Origin of the sequence: Shinella kummerowiae, from assembly GCF_009827055.1 — a bacterium.
Taxonomy (GTDB): domain Bacteria; phylum Pseudomonadota; class Alphaproteobacteria; order Rhizobiales; family Rhizobiaceae; genus Shinella; species Shinella kummerowiae.
Genome location: NZ_WUMK01000022.1, coordinates 14131 through 29651 on the forward strand (window position 1 = coordinate 14131; position 15521 = coordinate 29651).

Consider the following 15521-nt stretch of genomic DNA (forward strand, 5'->3'; position numbering starts at 1 on the left):
CGTTACCGTCTTCGGATTACGCAGGTTTTTAAGCCAGCTCTTCCTAGTCTTCAGTTTCGTCCGCCGCCGTTCTCGATCAGTATGCTTTGACGTTTCCATCATTTGGTCCTTTCCAAACCACCCTCACGGTCGTGAGAGCGCCATCGAGGCGTGGAAAGTGGGGCGAGAACGGTAAACCCTGCCTGTACGGGCGTGCCCCGCCATCGGGGCACGCCCGCGCCGCCATGTGACACGCACCTGCCGGTCGGAAGTTAGAAGGTTGCTAGGCCTTCCACGAAGCCCTTGCGGAGCTTCAGAGAGTGATGACTATCCCCTGTTCAACATACGATGAAGAACAGATAGGTGAGTGCGGAGCGAAAATCAAGAACTTTGTTCGCCAACAGCGAACTTTTTCTAATCTGAAGCTATCGGCTTAACCCAAGCCCCTGGGACCGGGTGAGCTGCTGTTTCAACGTATGGTCATGCGTTAGCTCGGCAAAACGTGCGCGCTCCACCATTCGGGCGGTCGTCTTGATCTGCTCGGCCTGCTTCGCCAGCTCCGGACGCTTCTCGAGCTCTTTGGCGAAACTGCGAGGATCGGAATCACCGAACCGCTGCGTGAGCGCATTGGCGACCCGCTTGGCCTCCTCGAGCGCCGTCTGGCCCTCGGGAGACGATCGCAGCTCCGCGATAAACTGGCCCCGCTTCTCGACCGGCGTCTTTTCCACCTGGGCGATGATTTCGGCGCTACGCGGCGTGAGGCCGGGAACCTCGATCACATCCCGCTTTTCACGCTGCCATTGTTCGCTCTTGCGTTCTTCTCCAAGCCGCCGCTCCCAGGCTTCGGACACATAGCCGATATGGGCGGAAGCCGACCTGGCATAATGCAGCGCCTCTTTCCGCTCCTTGTTGTCCCCAAACATGCCAGACTTACCGCGCAGCTCCCCGAACCGCTCCGGCTGCTCGGCCATGGCCTTCGCCATGATCTTGCCGTTACCCTCCTTCTCGGTAATGGCGGTGCGCAACCGACCGGCCACCTCCGCCGGATCGCGAAACACATGCCGCGATACAGACTCCACCGTGTCGAATCTCTGCTCGATGACGGACATCGCCTTTTCGCGGGCTACGTCCTCGATGCTGCGATCATGCCGCGTGATCGCCGGCACCAGGGGAGCGGGCTTGCCGCCCTCGGGCTGCAAGGCTTGGCCGGACGCTTCTTTGCGGCCCTCGCCGGCCCCAGCCGGCGACATGACCTCCGACCACCGGACGCGGCGGGAACCTTCGCTCTCCCCTTCCCGGCCGTCCTGCCGATCGCCCTCAATATTCGGGGTGAGATCCTTGCGAGGATCCTCACGGCGAACAGGGCAGGCCAGATCGCCGGCACGTTCCTCGTAAACCTGCTGGCGCTCTGATGGCCGGCCCTGCTGCTCCCGTTCCGGATGGGCCGCACGGGACGAAAACTCCTGCGCCAGCTTTGGGGCGGGAGCAAGTTCGATCTCGCTTCTGACCCCGAACTGTTCCGCGATCCCGCGCTGCTCGGCAAAGTCCCTGATGTAATCCAGCGCGGTTTCCTTCGCGCCGGAACGCGACAGGCGGCTTTCAAGCCGCTGCCAGGCCAGCTCGCCACCCTCCACGACGCGCCACGAATTGCGCTCGGTCTGCGTACCGTCCGGAAGGGTGACGGGAGTGGTCCCCTCATGCTGCAGGCCGATCCTGTCCCCGATCGCGGACGAGGTCTCCTGCAGAGCGCGCTTGAGATCGACACCCCATACGGTGCGTTGCTCGCCCTTGTCATTTTCCAGCGTCACGAAATAGCTCTCGCGTGCATCCGGATTATGCTCATAGGGCGCGGCCCCATGCTCTACGAGGCGGCCAGCGTTGGTGAACTCGTCTCGCGCTGCATAGAGCTGTGCCCCGTCGCGATGGCGGGTCATGGCGACATAGGTCAGATGCCGGTCCATGGTGCCGGAAGCCAGCACATAGGCGCGATCGACCGTCGCCCCCTGATTTTTATGGATCGTCGTCGCATAACCGTGGTCGATCGCCTGGTAGCTGTCCGTGGGAATGCTGACGGTGTCGCTGCCTCGGCCGTCGAGCTGCGCGATGATACGCCCCTGTTCGACATGTTCGACAGTGCCAAGCATGCCGTTTTTCACGCCAAGGTCGCGGCTGTTTTCCAGAAATACGATCCGGTCACCGGGGGCGAAGGCGCGCTTGCCGTCATTGGTCTGGAAGGTCAGTTCTCCAACTTCCTCGCCGTCGCTCAGCCCGTGGCTACGCCCCAGTTGATGGCGGTCCTGAAGCTCGGAACGGATAGCGGCATTGAGTGCCCTAACATCGGCACGGCGATGCGCCATGGCAACCCGGGTGCCATCCGGACGCTCGTCACGGTCGGCAAGATAATCACGCACGATCTCGGCCCTCGCCTCGTATTGGCTGGCCGCAAAGTGAATGTCGCCATGGTTCCGATACGCGGCCAGTCCCTCGGCCGTCTTGTGGGTCGCGAAAGCAACTGACGCCTCCCGCTGCCAGTCCTGGCGCTGGCGGCGAATGTCGGAAAGTTCGGCATGGCCGATCTGCTCGGCAATCGCCCTGAAGGGTGCACCGGCCCCGATCGCCTGTAGCTGCTCATGGTCCCCGACAAGAACGATCTTCGCGCCGCGCTGCTCGGCCTCTCCGATGAAGCGAGCGAGCTGGCGGCTCCCCACCATGCCGGCCTCGTCGATGACGAACACGTCGCCGCGGCCGATCGTGCCGCGGTCGCGCTCCCAACCGCGGGACCACGACGCAAGCGTGCGGCTCTGGATGCCGGAGCTTTCCTCCAGTCCCTCGGCCGCCTTTCCGGCCAGCGCCGCACCATGCACCTGATAGCCCTGCGCCTCCCATGCCTCGCGAGCTGCTGCAAGCATGGTGGACTTGCCAGCGCCGGCGAACCCGACCACGGCCGCGATGCGCTCCGGCCCGGTAATATGTTCGATTGCGTGACGCTGCTCATCAGACAATCCTGCTGAAGGATCGCCAGAACCTTTCCGGATCGCCGCGTCCTGGCGCTCCATGGCTCGGCCGACATGCCGCCGATCGACGCCATGGCTCCGCGCCTGGTGCAGCCGCTTCGCCGATCGCGCCATGCCGAATTCCAGATCGACCATTTCCCGCGTCGAATAGCGCGCCTTCGAAACCTCGCCCGTCTCCTGATCGATGCGCTCGGCCTGAAGCTCCACCAGCGCCGGCGATGCCATGACAGATGCAAAGGCTTTCTGGAACGTCTGCGTGTCGTCGTTGATGTAGCGATGCAAGGTCTTCGCAATGTCATGCCGATCGAACACGCTATTCTCATTGCTGATCAGCGTCAGAACCTGTTCCGGCTTTTCCCGGATCAACTCGGCATTACGCTGCGCCGCCTCGTCGTCCAGCCGCGACCGCTCGACGGTCATCCCCTGCCGCTGCATCTGCGAGGCGTGCACGCCCATATGCTCGGTGGGTAAAAGCTCAAGACCGCGTTCCGCATGCGACCGATGATCGATGTGAATATCCAGCCCCTCACGCTGAAGCTGGCTGTTGGCGATGCTCTCCCATGATTGCCTGATGTCGCGAAGCTGCATGTCGGTCGTCGCCATGCCATTCGACAACAGCCGCGCATTCTTGTGCTCAAGATATGTCTTCTCGCCCAGGCCGGCTTCGCCAACCTGCCGCGTCGTCATCATCACATGCGCATGGTAATTCCGGATGTCGCCCTGCTCATGCGGCGCATGGATCGCAAAATCCACCGCCGCACCATAGCGACTCGCCAAATCCTGAGCGAACGTTCGCGCAACCTCCAATCGCCCTTCCGCCGATAGTTCATGCGGAAGCGCAATCTCGAATTCACGAGCGACACGGGCGTCTTTCCGATTTTCCGCAAACTCGGCCGCATTCCACAAAGCCGACCGATCCAGAGCCCAATCAGCCGAAACGCCTTCCGGAAGCACTATCTCGGTATGCTCCACGCCCCCCTTGCGAGTGAAGTCATGCACAAGCCCATCGCGCTCATTGGTCAGGCGAACAGCGCAACGATAAGCCGCTGATGCCACAGCGCTGCGGCCGGATGACCGCGAGATAGGCTTTGCGCTGAGATGGTAGATCGCCAAGCGATATCCTCCAAACTCAAATGAGGATATCAAGCACTGACTTGCACAGCAAGTCGTAAGTGCGCCCTTGTAACCTCAATCGCTTTGCTCACTCGGCCACGGTATAGGTGTCTGCAGACCCACCGATAGCAACCATAAGCGTCTGGTTTGAGGGATGTTGAGGTGAGCTCTCGGAAGATAAAGCAATCAGCGGTACATGAAATATTGAGGATTTGTCATGTTCGTTTAGGGTGCACAAAACATAGCGCACGGAGAGAAGCATGGCGAATGACACGACTCCAACGCTTGCTCTGCTGATCGACGGAGACAACGCCTCTCCGAAGATAGTGACGGGCTTGCTTGCCGAAATCGCCAACTACGGCGTGGCTAGCGTCAAGCGCATTTACGGTGACTGGACAGGACCGAACCTCAAAGGCTGGAAAGAGTGCCTGCTTGAGCACTCCATTCAACCGGTCCAGCAGTTCGCCTATACCACAGGGAAGAATGCGACCGATGGTGCGATGATCATCGACGCCATGGACCTGCTCTATACGGGGCGCTTCTCCGGTTTCTGCATCGTATCAAGCGACAGCGATTTCGCCAGACTGGCGGCGCGGCTGCGAGAACAGGGCGTGACGGTCTACGGTTTTGGTGAGCGTAAGACGCCTCGCCCGTTCATCACGGCTTGCGACAAGTTCGTTTATTTCGACGTGCTGAATGCCTCAACGCCGTTGCAGGAAGCGCCGGCTATTGCCGTGGAGCGGAAAGCTCGTCAACCGGTCGTAACGGCAGAAGTTGCGCCGCCAGCCGCCAAGCCTGCGCCGCCAAAACCGGCGCTCGATAAAGTCGCGCTCGAAATGCTCGCGAAGGCCGTGACCGCTTCGGCTGATGAAGACGGCCGCGCCAACCTCGCGCGTGTCGGCGGACATCTGGCGAAACAGGCTCCGGATTTCGACGCGCGCAATTATGGCTTCGCGCGCCTCTCCGAGCTGGTCGAGGCGTCTGGCCTTGTGGACATCGAGCGCACCGGCGATCATCCCAAAATCATCATGGTCAAACTCAAGGCCGCTCCCGCAACGAAGTGATCTCGCTCAACAGGAGAATGCCATGACGGATGATCTTGATCGTGTTTCAACTGACCTAGTGAAATCACTTGGTCGTGACGAGCTGGCCGATCTCGGCGGGACGATCGGGGACATAGCACTGGACAGCGTGATCACTTCCGGCGCGTTGGACGGGGTGCCCGTTGTGGGAACGTTGGTGAATATCGCCCGCAGCGGAGCTGCTATTCGCGATCTCGTGTTCCAGCGCAAGGTGATCGCCTTCCTCACCAGCTTTGCAAACGAAAGCGACCCCACGTCCAGAAAGGAATTCGTCCGGAAGATCGAAGAGCAGGACGATGGGCAGCGCTTCGGAGAAACCATCCTCCTGCTTCTTGAGCGCATGGATGACCTCTCCAAGCCGGTGATCGTCGGAAGACTGATGGCCGCTGCGGCGCGCGGGGACATGTCCCTGAAAGAAGGATTGCGATTGAGCAGGATTGTCGATCGCGCCTTTATCGAAGATCTCCTTCTGCTTCCTGACCTCAATGACGGCAAAGTCCAGCCTGACGAAGGAATAGCGGACGCATTATTCTCGGCCGGCCTATTGAGCAACGATGGCAGCGATGGGGGCACTTATCTGAGTGTCGAGGAAGGCGGCGAACCCGGCGGCACGATCTATTCCAGAAACCGCCACGCCCGCCTTCTCATCGAATTCGGTCTGCCTTCCGGAAAGAAGACCTGACCAGGGCGAGAAGCTTCAGCGCAACTCATCGAAAGGAGAAATTGTGGCAAGGAAGTCCATCGAACAGCGCCTGGCCGAACTGGACGCACAGCGCTCGGCGCTGAAAGCCCGGCTCTCGAAACAGGATCGCGCCAACGATACACGCCGCAAGGTGCTGCTTGGCGCTCTTGTGCTGCATCGGCTCGAAAATGCGAACGATCCGGAATTCACCAAGCGTCTCGGTGACTGGTTGCGCCGCGAGCTGCCCGGCTTCCTTACCCGTGACAATGACAAGGCACTCTTTGCTGATCTGCTCGGGCCAGCGCCGGCCAATGTGATAGAGAACGCCGACAGCACGGAGGCCGCCTCATGAACCGGTCGAGACTTGCATGGGCCGCTTTCAAGAACATGCTGCGCGCCGCCGCCCGTGATCCGCTCTGGGCTTTCGTGGCATTGATTGGTCTGCCCTTCCGAATCTGGAAACCGCTTCTCGGTCTTCTGTTCATTCTCATTATCGCTGTGTTTCTGATCGGCATGGGCGGGCGCTTCGCCCTTCAGCAGATCGGTTTTGGTCCCGGCACCATCCCATTCATCGCGCTTGATCTCGGCACGCTGCTGGTGCTCGCCTGGATCACCTTCCGTTTCATCACCAATCCGCTGATTGTCCATTTCGGGGATATGGCCGACGACACCCACGGCTCGGCGCGCTTCGCCACCAACAAGGAAGTGGCCCCCCTCACCCGGTCCGATACCGGTCTGCTGATCGGCCGCGATCCGAAGTCGAAAAACCTCATGCGCTATGACGGGCCGGCGCATCTCCTGACCATGGCCCCGACGAGAACCGGCAAAGGTGTCGGAACCATCATTCCGAATCTGCTGACCGCCGACCGCTCCGTGATCTGCATCGATCCCAAAGGAGAGAATGCGAAGATCGCTGGCCGTGCGCGTGAACAGTTCGGGCCGGTCCATGTCCTCGATCCCTTCGGCGTTACCGGCATGCGCTCGGCCGCCTTCAATCCCCTCGATACCATCGATCCTGCCAGCCTCGATGTCGCCGAAGACGCCACCGCCCTGGCTGACGCCCTCGTGTTTGATGAACCGGGCATGGCGGGTGAGGCGCATTGGAACGAGGAAGCCAAGGCTCTCATTGCCGGCCTGCTGCTCAAGATCGTCGCCGTGGAATCTCCCGGCCGGCGTAACCTCGGCACGCTGCGCGAATATCTCACGGTCGCTCCTGAGACATTCACCGCCCTCCTCAAGCGCATGCAGGACTCCGACGAAGTGGGCGGCCTGATCGCCAGAGCGGCCAACCGGCACCTGGGCAAGTCCGATCGTGAGGCCGCCGGCGTTCTTTCCGCCGCACAGCGCCATACCCATTTCCTCGACAGCCCACGCATGACGACGGTCCTCAGCCGGTCGGATTTCCGCTTTGCCGATCTCAAGCATAGCAATGTGACGGTGTTCCTTGTCTTGCCGCCCGATCGCCTGTCCACCTATTCACGCTGGCTGCGCCTGCTTGTCAGCCAAAGCCTGCTCGATATGGCCCGCGATACGGCAAAGCCGGCCGTCCCCGTCCTTTATCTGCTCGATGAATTTGCGGCTCTCGGCCACCTGGCTCCCGTTGAGCGCGCCATGGGTCTCATGGCGGGTTACGGCGTCCAGCTCTGGCCAATCCTTCAGGATGTCCACCAGCTGCGCGCCACCTACGGCCAACGCGCCGGCACCTTCCTCTCAAACGCCGGGGTGCTTCAGGTCTTCGGGGTCAACGATCACGACAGCGCCCGCCTTGTCTCAGACCTGCTCGGACAAGAAACGGTCGTGTTCCAGACCATGGCCCGCGCACTTGATAGCGAGAAATCCGGGATCTCCTACAGCCAGCAACATACCGCCCGACCGTTGCTTACACCCGACGAGGTGCGCAATCTGCCGGCGCAAGGGCAACTGCTGTTCATCGCCGGCAAACGGCCGATCGTCGCCGGCAAACTCGCCTATTACACCGATCCCGAATTCAAAGGGACGTTCGATCCGGCATGACAGGTTAGGTGGCTTCAGCTTTCCTGATCACGCTCGGCTTCGCGTCGGGTAAGCTCATTCTCGACTGCCTCACGGATGAATGCGGATATCTGGTAATTTCCGACGAGTGCAGCAATCCGCTCCTTCGTTTCTGGCGAAAGTCGGATTTTGGTTTCTTTCACATTGAGCGGCGGTCGTCCCATGTGAGGGGAATAAACGGACCCATATATTTTGTCAAAACAGGGATCCAAATGAAATAATTGCCCCAAATTATTGACGGCATAAAAGGGGACGTTTACATTTCCCGTGCAAACCGGCTGGATGATGTGCAGCAACACCTCATCCAGCCTAACCACAACCAAGCTGGATTGGAGCTCGGATCATGGCTGATTCCGACAATAGCAGAACTTTGCCCTCAATCACCCGCCGAAAGCTTATTGCAGGGACGGCGACCTCTATAGTGGCGACAATGGCGACAGAGGCCTTCGGCAGCATCGCCCCCAATCGGCACATGCCAGTAGAAGATGACCCGGCTGTACTGGGCTGGCGTGAATGGATAGCCGCGCACGACCACTATGTCGAAGCGAACCAGGCGCTATTGGATCGTGAAACCGAATTGTACCAAACAGCCGCATGGCCGAATGTCGAAATTGAACGTTCGACCCTACAGACTGGTGGATTTTTGATCCGAAGCAATCACGACATCGACTACTACATAGCAAAAGGCTGGGTTGGCGCTGAAGCCCGATCAAAGATCGAAGGCCAACTAGCGGCCCAACAGGCGAAATGGGATCAGGCTGTGAGGCGGACAGGCTACCGTCTTGCCGAACAAGCAGAAAAGCAGGCGTGGAGTAGGCGTTACAAACTCGCTATAAACCTTGCGAACACACCAGCGCTGTCGCTAGCGGGCGCAACCGCAAAATTGCATTCGATCCTCGAAATGAAGATTCCGGTCAATCGGTGGCTGCCAAAATGGGGGCCCGCTGATCCAAAGTTCCGGGCATCATTCGTGTCTCCGGAGCTCGACATGCTGCTTGCTGACCTGGAGCGCATCGGGAGGCTCAACCATGGTTGATACGGAGATACCCTCAATCACACGCCGCAACCTGCTTTCAGTCGCGGCGGCATCCATCACTGCTTCAAATGCACAACATGCTGGCAGCACTTCTCTCTCGCTTCCAGACAGCAAACATAGCGAGCTTGTACTTCTGCTTTGGGAGGAATGGTTCGCAGCGCACAAACAGTCTGGTGAATTATGCCGGCTGCAACAGGGTCTGGAAACAAGATTGTTCGAGCTCGTGCGCGACTTGAGTGAAAATGAGAGAGATGACGCTCGCCAGGCCGCAGATAAGGAACTTGGATATAGCCGTGCGTGCCAAGCCGAAGCGGAAGCCACCGACAGAGAACAGGCTTTGGTCAACGCACTTTGGAATACCCCTGCCCGTTCAATAGCCGGCATAATTGCGAAGCTTCATTCGGTCATCGAGTACGAAGACCCCGGCGACACCATGAAAATGACGCCGTGGCCCGAACTGCGTTCAATCCTAACCGATCTAGTTCGGTTCAACGAGAGAGGACGTACAATCTGAAATGCAGTCCCGGCGCTAAAAAAGCGCCGGGGCATTGTCTCTGACCGCTCTTCCAACTCTCTACAGCCCAATTTGAAAGAGCGTTCGCCTCTCGAGCGGGCGGCTGTCGCCGCGATGCCCTGCCCCGAGCTAGCGTAATCCTGTGTCGGTATATCTCGATCGGCCCTCTGTACCGAAGAGGACCGCAGCTCTGCCGGGAGAGGGAGTATGCTGGCAGTGGGTCAGGCAATCGCCTGTAATCCCTTATTTCTAACCACGGTCAATAATCGCAGAGCAGGACCGCTCGGCCTTTTAACGCCGCGTTCCCAGTCTGAAACCAGTCCCTTGCTGACGTTGAGATATCGGGCAAACACCGGCTGAGAAATACTCTCGCGCTCACGGATAGTGCGAATTTCCTCCGGAGTCAGCGGCTCCACGGTTGTCAGGCAACCCTCATCAAATTCGCGCATTGTTTTTTTGTCGATCGCCCCGGACTCATAGAAGCCCTCCATCATTTCATGGACGGCTGCTAATGCCTCACTCTTATAGGTTTTGGTCATCGCATCTCACCTCTAGCATTCGACCCGCAACGACTTCCGCGTCCAATTGCTCGTCTGTAAATCCTAAAACCAGTTTTGCGGCCTTCTTCAGGTAAGCTTCGTCCGCGTCATCGAGATTGGCCATATCACTCTTGGCAAACCCGAAGGCAAAGATTGCTCTCTGCTGCGTTCGGAAGAAAACCAGCGTCCGGAATCCGCCAGACTTCCCAGCGCCCGGCCGAGCAACGCGCTGCTTGATAAGGCCAGCCCCTAGATCGGCATCAATCTGGCCGCGTTCAGCCCGCGCAACGGCTTCACAAAGCATCGCGTCAGAGATTTTCTCTTTCCGGGCAAACTTCTGAAACCATCCGTTTTTAAAAACTCTCACGAGATTTCCTACCTCTTAAATATAACACCAAGCGTTACACTTCAAGAGTGTCACTTAGCATCATTCCTAAGAGCAGCGACTGCGCGCTCAATGGTTTCAGCTAACGTGATCTCATGCTGATCCGCATAGTTGTAAATCGCCTCGATAGTCTCTGCCCGAAGGCGTGTAGCGAATTGTTCTGTACGTCCTGTTTTTCGACGTGTTCTACGGGTGGCTCGAATGGGAGCTGCTGTTTCGTAAGCGGCAGCCTTGGGCGTTTCTCGGAACCCTGCAGCTCTGGCGGCAGCCTTCACAGCATCATTGTCGACGGGCGGAGCGGGCGTATCGTTTAAATTTCCGAAATCGAGGGTCGCCCGCTTCTTGTCTTCGCTACTCATGCACCCTCTCCTTTCAAAGCGTTGATAACTGCCTGAGCAAATTCGCGACCATTCTCCTTGGCGCTCTCCAAACCCGACACATCGGATCGTTCCAGATCGTGAAGTATTCCGCCAAGGGAAAACAACGCCCGGTACGCGGCACGATCAATCAGTGTTGCAGGTAAAACTGGTATGGCCGCGTCGGAAAATTGCCGGTCGATATCTCGCGCGGTCCGCTCGCGAATAGCGGGCGGGACGCGCGTGAAGAAAACCCTGTAAGGGATCTCCCGATTGGCAACCTTCCGCATCTGGTGAACGAGCTTCACGGACTTAGCGGCCTCAGACGCGTCAAGAACAGAGCTCTGGAGCGGAATTAAAACGAGATCCGAGCGGGCAATCGCAAAACCAATGCGATCGGTCGCGGTGCCTTCCAGGTCGACGATGACAAAATCAGCATTCGCCCGGGCGTCCTCGATGGTATCGATGATGGTCTCCGCGGAATCGTCAATCATAAGCCGTAGGATATCCGGCGTACCCTTCAGGCGGGCCCAGGCTTCAAGCGGGCGGTTGGGGTCCGCGTCGATCAAGACCACCTTCCGGCCGGCCGCAGCGAACTCGCCGGCAAGCACGACGGCAGACGTTGTTTTACCGACCCCGCCCTTGCTCGACACGAATGAAATGACTGGCATCACACATCTCCAAATCTGCTGATTAGCAGAAAGCTAGCAGATTTGTATTTATAAACAATTTACATGCAGCTTGCTATCAGTCAACAAAAAGCTAGCAGCTTGTAAGCTGCTAAATTATTCCGGTGACCAATTTTCCTTCCCACCTTTTCAAAAGCCATAGAACATTGGCCGCAGGTGTTAAGCTGCGTTGTTTGATGCTGTAGATGCCGAACCGGCCCGCAATAGGCGCGGGCCGCAACCGTCGCAGGACCTCGTGGAGGTCCGAACGGCGACGTCCGCTTATTCTTTTCTATTATTTATAGAACCAGATAGGGATTCAGTCTGTCTGGCGGACTCACGTAGATTGATAGCTTTTCCTAGGCGAGCAAGCGCCTGCCCTAAGGGATTATCACCAACATCGAACAGGGTTCGGGCTTCAATATCTAGCGATGTCCTATGTGCTTCGATATCCGCAGCGCGTTCTGCCTCAGCCTGAACGCGATCGTCCGGAACAGGAGGGGCCATGCCCCAACGTCCAAGGAGCTGCCGCACTCGATCGGGCAGGGACATGCGATAGGCGTTGCTGGCCTGCTTCACCTGGGGGCCGCGCCCCTCGTTACCTGTCGGCTCGTAGCGACGCAGCCAGTCGAGGAAGCCATGGGCGCGCAAGTTCTTCAGCGCCCGCACGATCGCGTCACGCGAGCGCCTGAGCTTCAGCATGAGGGTGTCAATCGACGGCTCCAGCCGGCCAGTGCGGAAATCAACGAGATTGGCGAACAGCTCCAGCAGCTCGATCGCCACGCCCCCCAAGGGTCCATTGCGAGCACCAGGTTGCCGGCCTGCCAATTCATAGCGTCGTGCCGCCAACACGATCGCGCGCACATCCTGTCGGTTCGTCCGTCGCCAGAAGACACCTTCGCATCGTCCGCGCGCACGGCTCTGCCGCCGAACGGGCGTGCGTTCCCGCTCGGCTGGTGCTCTTTCGAGCACCGCCCCTATCTGTTCAAACATGGTCCTTTCCGCCTCCTTCTTCAGGCGGGCACGACTGTGGACAGCGGACAAAGATTCATCGTTCCGACAAGAGACACCTCTTGCAGGTTCTTGAACACTCGACTATCTTGAGGACTAGATTGAGAGGCCTCAAAAGCCGATGTCGTAACTGACCGAAAACCCCTAGCCGTTACCAGCGGCGAGGGGTTTTTTCGTTATGCCCTCATTTCATTGTCAACAAACGCCTTTAAAGCTAATTCAAACACCTGCGCCCGCGACGCCAGCCCGCGTTCTGTCTTGATCTTATCAAGACAGTCCACCAGATCGGTGGGAAGATCAGTACTGACATAGATCCGCCCCGCCTCGCGCAAACGCTGACGATGGGCTGCCACTTTTTCTCTGACTGGTTTCGCTGTGCTCATCGTTACAGGAAACTCCGATTCGCACTGATTCTGCAAGGTGCAAATCTGCAGTAGCGGCCTTTAGCAGTCGCTCACTCAAAAAGGGAAGGGTGGGGAGAGCTTGAGAGGCGGGGCGCGGGCGCCTCTCAACTGGTTTGGGCCGGGTCGATCCCGGCTTGAACCAGCTCGCGCGAACATTTTGCTCATAAACTGATTATAATCTGCTATCTTTTGCATGCGGAAACCCGACGCAAGCGCCGGGTTTTATTCGTTTGTGAGAAAATCGGGCTATATTCCCGCTTATGACTACCCAGCGGGCATAGCCTGCTGGCCGTCCTGGTTCTGCTGTTCATCACCAATGTTCGAGCGCAACGGACTAGGGAGCCACCCTTTTCCGGCAAGGGCTTTTTCCGCCAGCGCCACGGCCTCGGCCTTCGGGGCCTTGCCTGCCGCCTTGATGGCGCTTTTCGCGCAACCGGCATCCTCCATCACCTCGGCAATCTGCGCTTTGGACAACCGGGACAGAAACGGAGCCTGCGCCTCCCAATGGCTGTTCATGTCGAGTTTGAGGGCAGCGGCCAGCTGATCCGCGTGGGCGAGGCGGTCGCGGTCGTGATCGTGCTTGGCCTCAACGGCATTGATGTTCGCGGCGGTGACGACGGCCAACAGCTCCAGAAGCTGATGCGGGTGCTGTTGCAGCAGCCATTCCCACAGGTCTCCGGGATCGCCGGGAAGCTTGTAGCCCCATGTTTCGTGGATGCGGGTCCATTCGGTCAGCACCGCGCATGCTTCCGGCTCCTTGATCGACGGGGCCAAGTCCTTCAATTGGCCGCTGATCTCGACGGCTGCACCGACCCGCCAATAGCCGTTCCCGGTCAGGAAGGTTTTCAGTGCCAGGGGATAGAGCATGACGGCAAGGGCAAGGTTCGGGCGCGTCACCAGCTCGTTGCGCATGGCGACGGTGCGGATCGCGGTCAGCTCCTCGATGAGCGCGGCGGAATAGGTCACTGCCTGCTCTGCCGCGTCGTCGTCATCACCATGACGGGCCGAAAGGGCATGAACGCTTCCGGCGCTGGCGGCTTCTCCACCCCCTGCGGTCTCGCGGTCCTGCCCGTCTGGCTGCGGATTACGCAAGAAACGCAGCGCTGCCAGATCGTCAGGCCGCACAAGCCCCTGTTCGATCTGCAGGGTTCCGCCGTTGCCAATGGTGACGATGCATCCGGCCAACGCCTTTTCCTCGCTATCGTAGACCTTGGCCGCGCTGCGGATTGCCTCCATGCGACTTTCGACCCCGGCAAGCTCGGCCTCGTCGGCCTCAATGGCCGGATCGCCCTCGGCATAGTTCTCGATGCGGCCTGCGATCTCATCGAAACGTTCGGCCAAAGTGGAAAGCTCAGACTGTTCGACGCTGGTCGGAACGTTGCCCTTGGGGAAGATACGGGCGAAACCTCCATTGTGGATGGCCGACGCCTCGAGTCCGGCGTCTACCCATTTCCACCCCCTGATTTTGAGGGTATCGGACTCCTGTTCAAGCTGTCTCGTCGCCAGCGTCACCAGCAAAGCGCGATCCGTCAAGAACGTGGTGTCAGCCTCGGCAAAGAGATCGCGCATGATCGCACCGCCTGCGGTCTCGTAGACCTCAATCCCGACGAACTGGGCCAGCTTGTCGGTGCTGCGGACATGATCGCGGGTCAGCATGGCACGGAGCGAATAGGGGTCGCGGTTCCATGATTGTGTTTCGAACCATGCCCGATCCTGCGCGGCATGATCATCGCTGATCGCCAGCGCCTTGGCCTGATCGATGCGGATTTTATCCTCGCGTAGCTCGTCGAGTATACGCGGGGATAGATTGGCAAGCTTGAGCCTCTGGCGCACGGTAGCGACAGACTGGCCGAACCGGGCGGCGATGTTTTCCGGGGTCATGCCGTCCTCGACAAGCTGGCGATAGGCCAGAATCTCGTCCACGATATGCATGGCCTCGCGCTGCGTGTTCTCGGCAAGGGAAACCTCGGTGTCGCTGTCGTCACCGGAACGAATGTTGCAGGTTATGAGCGTGCTCTTGTCCAGTCGGCCTTGCGTGACCAGAAGGGTGAGGGCGGCAAGGCGGCGGGAACCGGCGACAACCTCATATTTGTTGCCGCGTTTTGCCTTCCGGACGGTGAGGTTCTGGATCAGGCCATGCGCCTCGATGCTGTCGGCCAGTTCCCCGACATTGACGGCGGCATTGAAGCGCCGAACGTTGGCGGGGCTTGGAACAAGGCGGGACAACGGGATTTCCTTGGTGTCCGATGACAGATAGGTGATACCGGGGGCGCTGTCCTCGATCTCGACAGCGACGGCTTCAACGGCGGTTTCGGATACAGTGATAGCGTTCATGGGAATGGTCCTCATGTTGATGTGATCGGAAAATGTCAGTGGGGGAGGGGAGCGGCCGTCAGGCGTAGCCGGTCCAGTTGAGCGGCCTACCGTCCCAGAGGAAGGCGGTTCGCACATTGTCGATGCGCACGGACTTGGATCGACCGTTGACGCGGCGGCGCATGGGCTTGCCGGTGAAGGCGTCGAGCTTGGGAACCACCTTGCCGGTCATCCACGGCTCATCGCCCTTGTCGGCAGAAATCTGGCTGACGCCGCAAACCTCGACCATGTGAGCGCCGATGATCTTCGTCACCTGATAGAAATCGATATTGGTCTGCTCATAGCCCCATGAGGCATAGAGGACATGGCCGACCTCGAAACCGTGGGGTTTCTT

At 59.1% G+C, this 15521-nt stretch carries 15 protein-coding genes and 1 pseudogene; 6 read left to right on the plus strand and 10 right to left on the minus strand.

Features of this window, described 5'->3' with window-relative positions:
- Positions 1 to 404 precede the first annotated feature (404 nt).
- Positions 405 to 4106 carry a Ti-type conjugative transfer relaxase TraA gene (gene traA, locus GR138_RS29755; RefSeq protein ID WP_160862888.1) on the minus strand — a complete coding sequence of 1234 codons (3702 nt, stop codon included), beginning with the start codon at positions 4104 to 4106 and terminating at the stop codon, positions 405 to 407.
- A gap of 260 nt (positions 4107 to 4366) precedes the next feature.
- Here traA and GR138_RS29760 point away from each other — a divergent pair, with 260 nt between their 5' ends.
- The 4 genes from GR138_RS29760 to GR138_RS29775 are packed head-to-tail and all read left to right on the plus strand — an operon-like array spanning position 4367 to position 7883.
- A complete protein-coding gene (locus tag GR138_RS29760; RefSeq protein ID WP_160862889.1) occupies positions 4367 to 5170 on the plus strand; it encodes an NYN domain-containing protein in 804 nt (267 codons plus the stop codon).
- Positions 5171 to 5192: 22 nt separating this feature from the next.
- Positions 5193 to 5870: a hypothetical protein gene (locus GR138_RS29765; RefSeq protein ID WP_160862890.1), complete on the plus strand. Its 678-nt coding sequence runs from the start codon at positions 5193 to 5195 to the stop codon at positions 5868 to 5870.
- Positions 5871 to 5913: 43 nt separating this feature from the next.
- Positions 5914 to 6222 carry a mobilization protein gene (locus tag GR138_RS29770; protein WP_160862891.1) on the plus strand — a complete coding sequence of 103 codons (309 nt, stop codon included), beginning with the start codon at positions 5914 to 5916 and terminating at the stop codon, positions 6220 to 6222.
- Positions 6219 to 7883 carry a type IV secretory system conjugative DNA transfer family protein gene (locus GR138_RS29775; protein WP_160862892.1) on the plus strand — a complete coding sequence of 555 codons (1665 nt, stop codon included), beginning with the start codon at positions 6219 to 6221 and terminating at the stop codon, positions 7881 to 7883. The genes GR138_RS29770 and GR138_RS29775 overlap by 4 nt, the downstream gene beginning before the upstream one ends.
- A gap of 14 nt (positions 7884 to 7897) precedes the next feature.
- On the opposite strand, the gene GR138_RS30405 is transcribed toward GR138_RS29775, so the two are convergent.
- Complete coding sequence (locus GR138_RS30405) at positions 7898 to 8197, minus strand: hypothetical protein (RefSeq protein ID WP_202402920.1); 300 nt, start codon at positions 8195 to 8197, stop codon at positions 7898 to 7900.
- 47 nt (positions 8198 to 8244) lie between these two features.
- On the opposite strand from GR138_RS30405, the gene GR138_RS29780 reads away from it, so the two are divergent.
- Both GR138_RS29780 and GR138_RS29785 read left to right on the plus strand, forming a co-directional pair.
- Positions 8245 to 8937 (plus strand): hypothetical protein, encoded by a 693-nt coding sequence (locus GR138_RS29780; RefSeq protein WP_160862893.1) that lies wholly within the window; start codon positions 8245 to 8247, stop codon positions 8935 to 8937.
- On the plus strand, positions 8930 to 9451 hold the full coding sequence (locus GR138_RS29785) for a hypothetical protein (protein ID WP_160862894.1): 522 nt from the start codon (positions 8930 to 8932) through the stop codon (positions 9449 to 9451). Before GR138_RS29780 ends, GR138_RS29785 begins: the two co-directional genes overlap by 8 nt.
- Positions 9452 to 9672: 221 nt before the next feature.
- On the opposite strand, the gene GR138_RS29790 is transcribed toward GR138_RS29785, so the two are convergent.
- From GR138_RS29790 to GR138_RS29825, 8 genes and pseudogenes are all read right to left on the minus strand, one after another.
- The gene (locus GR138_RS29790) at positions 9673 to 9990 is read right to left on the minus strand and encodes a helix-turn-helix domain-containing protein (protein WP_160862895.1); all 318 of its coding nucleotides are present in this window, start codon (positions 9988 to 9990) and stop codon (positions 9673 to 9675) included.
- Complete coding sequence (locus GR138_RS29795) at positions 9974 to 10357, minus strand: type II toxin-antitoxin system RelE/ParE family toxin (RefSeq protein WP_160862896.1); 384 nt, start codon at positions 10355 to 10357, stop codon at positions 9974 to 9976. The genes GR138_RS29790 and GR138_RS29795 overlap by 17 nt, the downstream gene beginning before the upstream one ends.
- 50 nt (positions 10358 to 10407) lie before the next feature.
- Positions 10408 to 10734 carry a stability/partitioning determinant gene (locus GR138_RS29800; protein WP_160862897.1) on the minus strand — a complete coding sequence of 109 codons (327 nt, stop codon included), beginning with the start codon at positions 10732 to 10734 and terminating at the stop codon, positions 10408 to 10410.
- Positions 10731 to 11402 (minus strand): ParA family protein, encoded by a 672-nt coding sequence (locus GR138_RS29805; protein ID WP_160862898.1) that lies wholly within the window; start codon positions 11400 to 11402, stop codon positions 10731 to 10733. The genes GR138_RS29800 and GR138_RS29805 overlap by 4 nt, the downstream gene beginning before the upstream one ends.
- A gap of 279 nt (positions 11403 to 11681) precedes the next feature.
- On the minus strand, positions 11682 to 12392 hold the full coding sequence (locus GR138_RS29810) for a helix-turn-helix domain-containing protein (protein ID WP_160862899.1): 711 nt from the start codon (positions 12390 to 12392) through the stop codon (positions 11682 to 11684).
- A 194-nt stretch (positions 12393 to 12586) separates the two neighbouring features.
- Positions 12587 to 12793 carry a hypothetical protein gene (locus GR138_RS29815; protein WP_160862900.1) on the minus strand — a complete coding sequence of 69 codons (207 nt, stop codon included), beginning with the start codon at positions 12791 to 12793 and terminating at the stop codon, positions 12587 to 12589.
- A gap of 285 nt (positions 12794 to 13078) precedes the next feature.
- Positions 13079 to 15163 carry a ParB/RepB/Spo0J family partition protein gene (locus tag GR138_RS29820; RefSeq protein ID WP_338091205.1) on the minus strand — a complete coding sequence of 695 codons (2085 nt, stop codon included), beginning with the start codon at positions 15161 to 15163 and terminating at the stop codon, positions 13079 to 13081.
- Positions 15164 to 15206: 43 nt separating this feature from the next.
- Positions 15207 to 15521 (minus strand): annotated as a pseudogene (locus GR138_RS29825) (hypothetical protein); the annotation flags it as partial.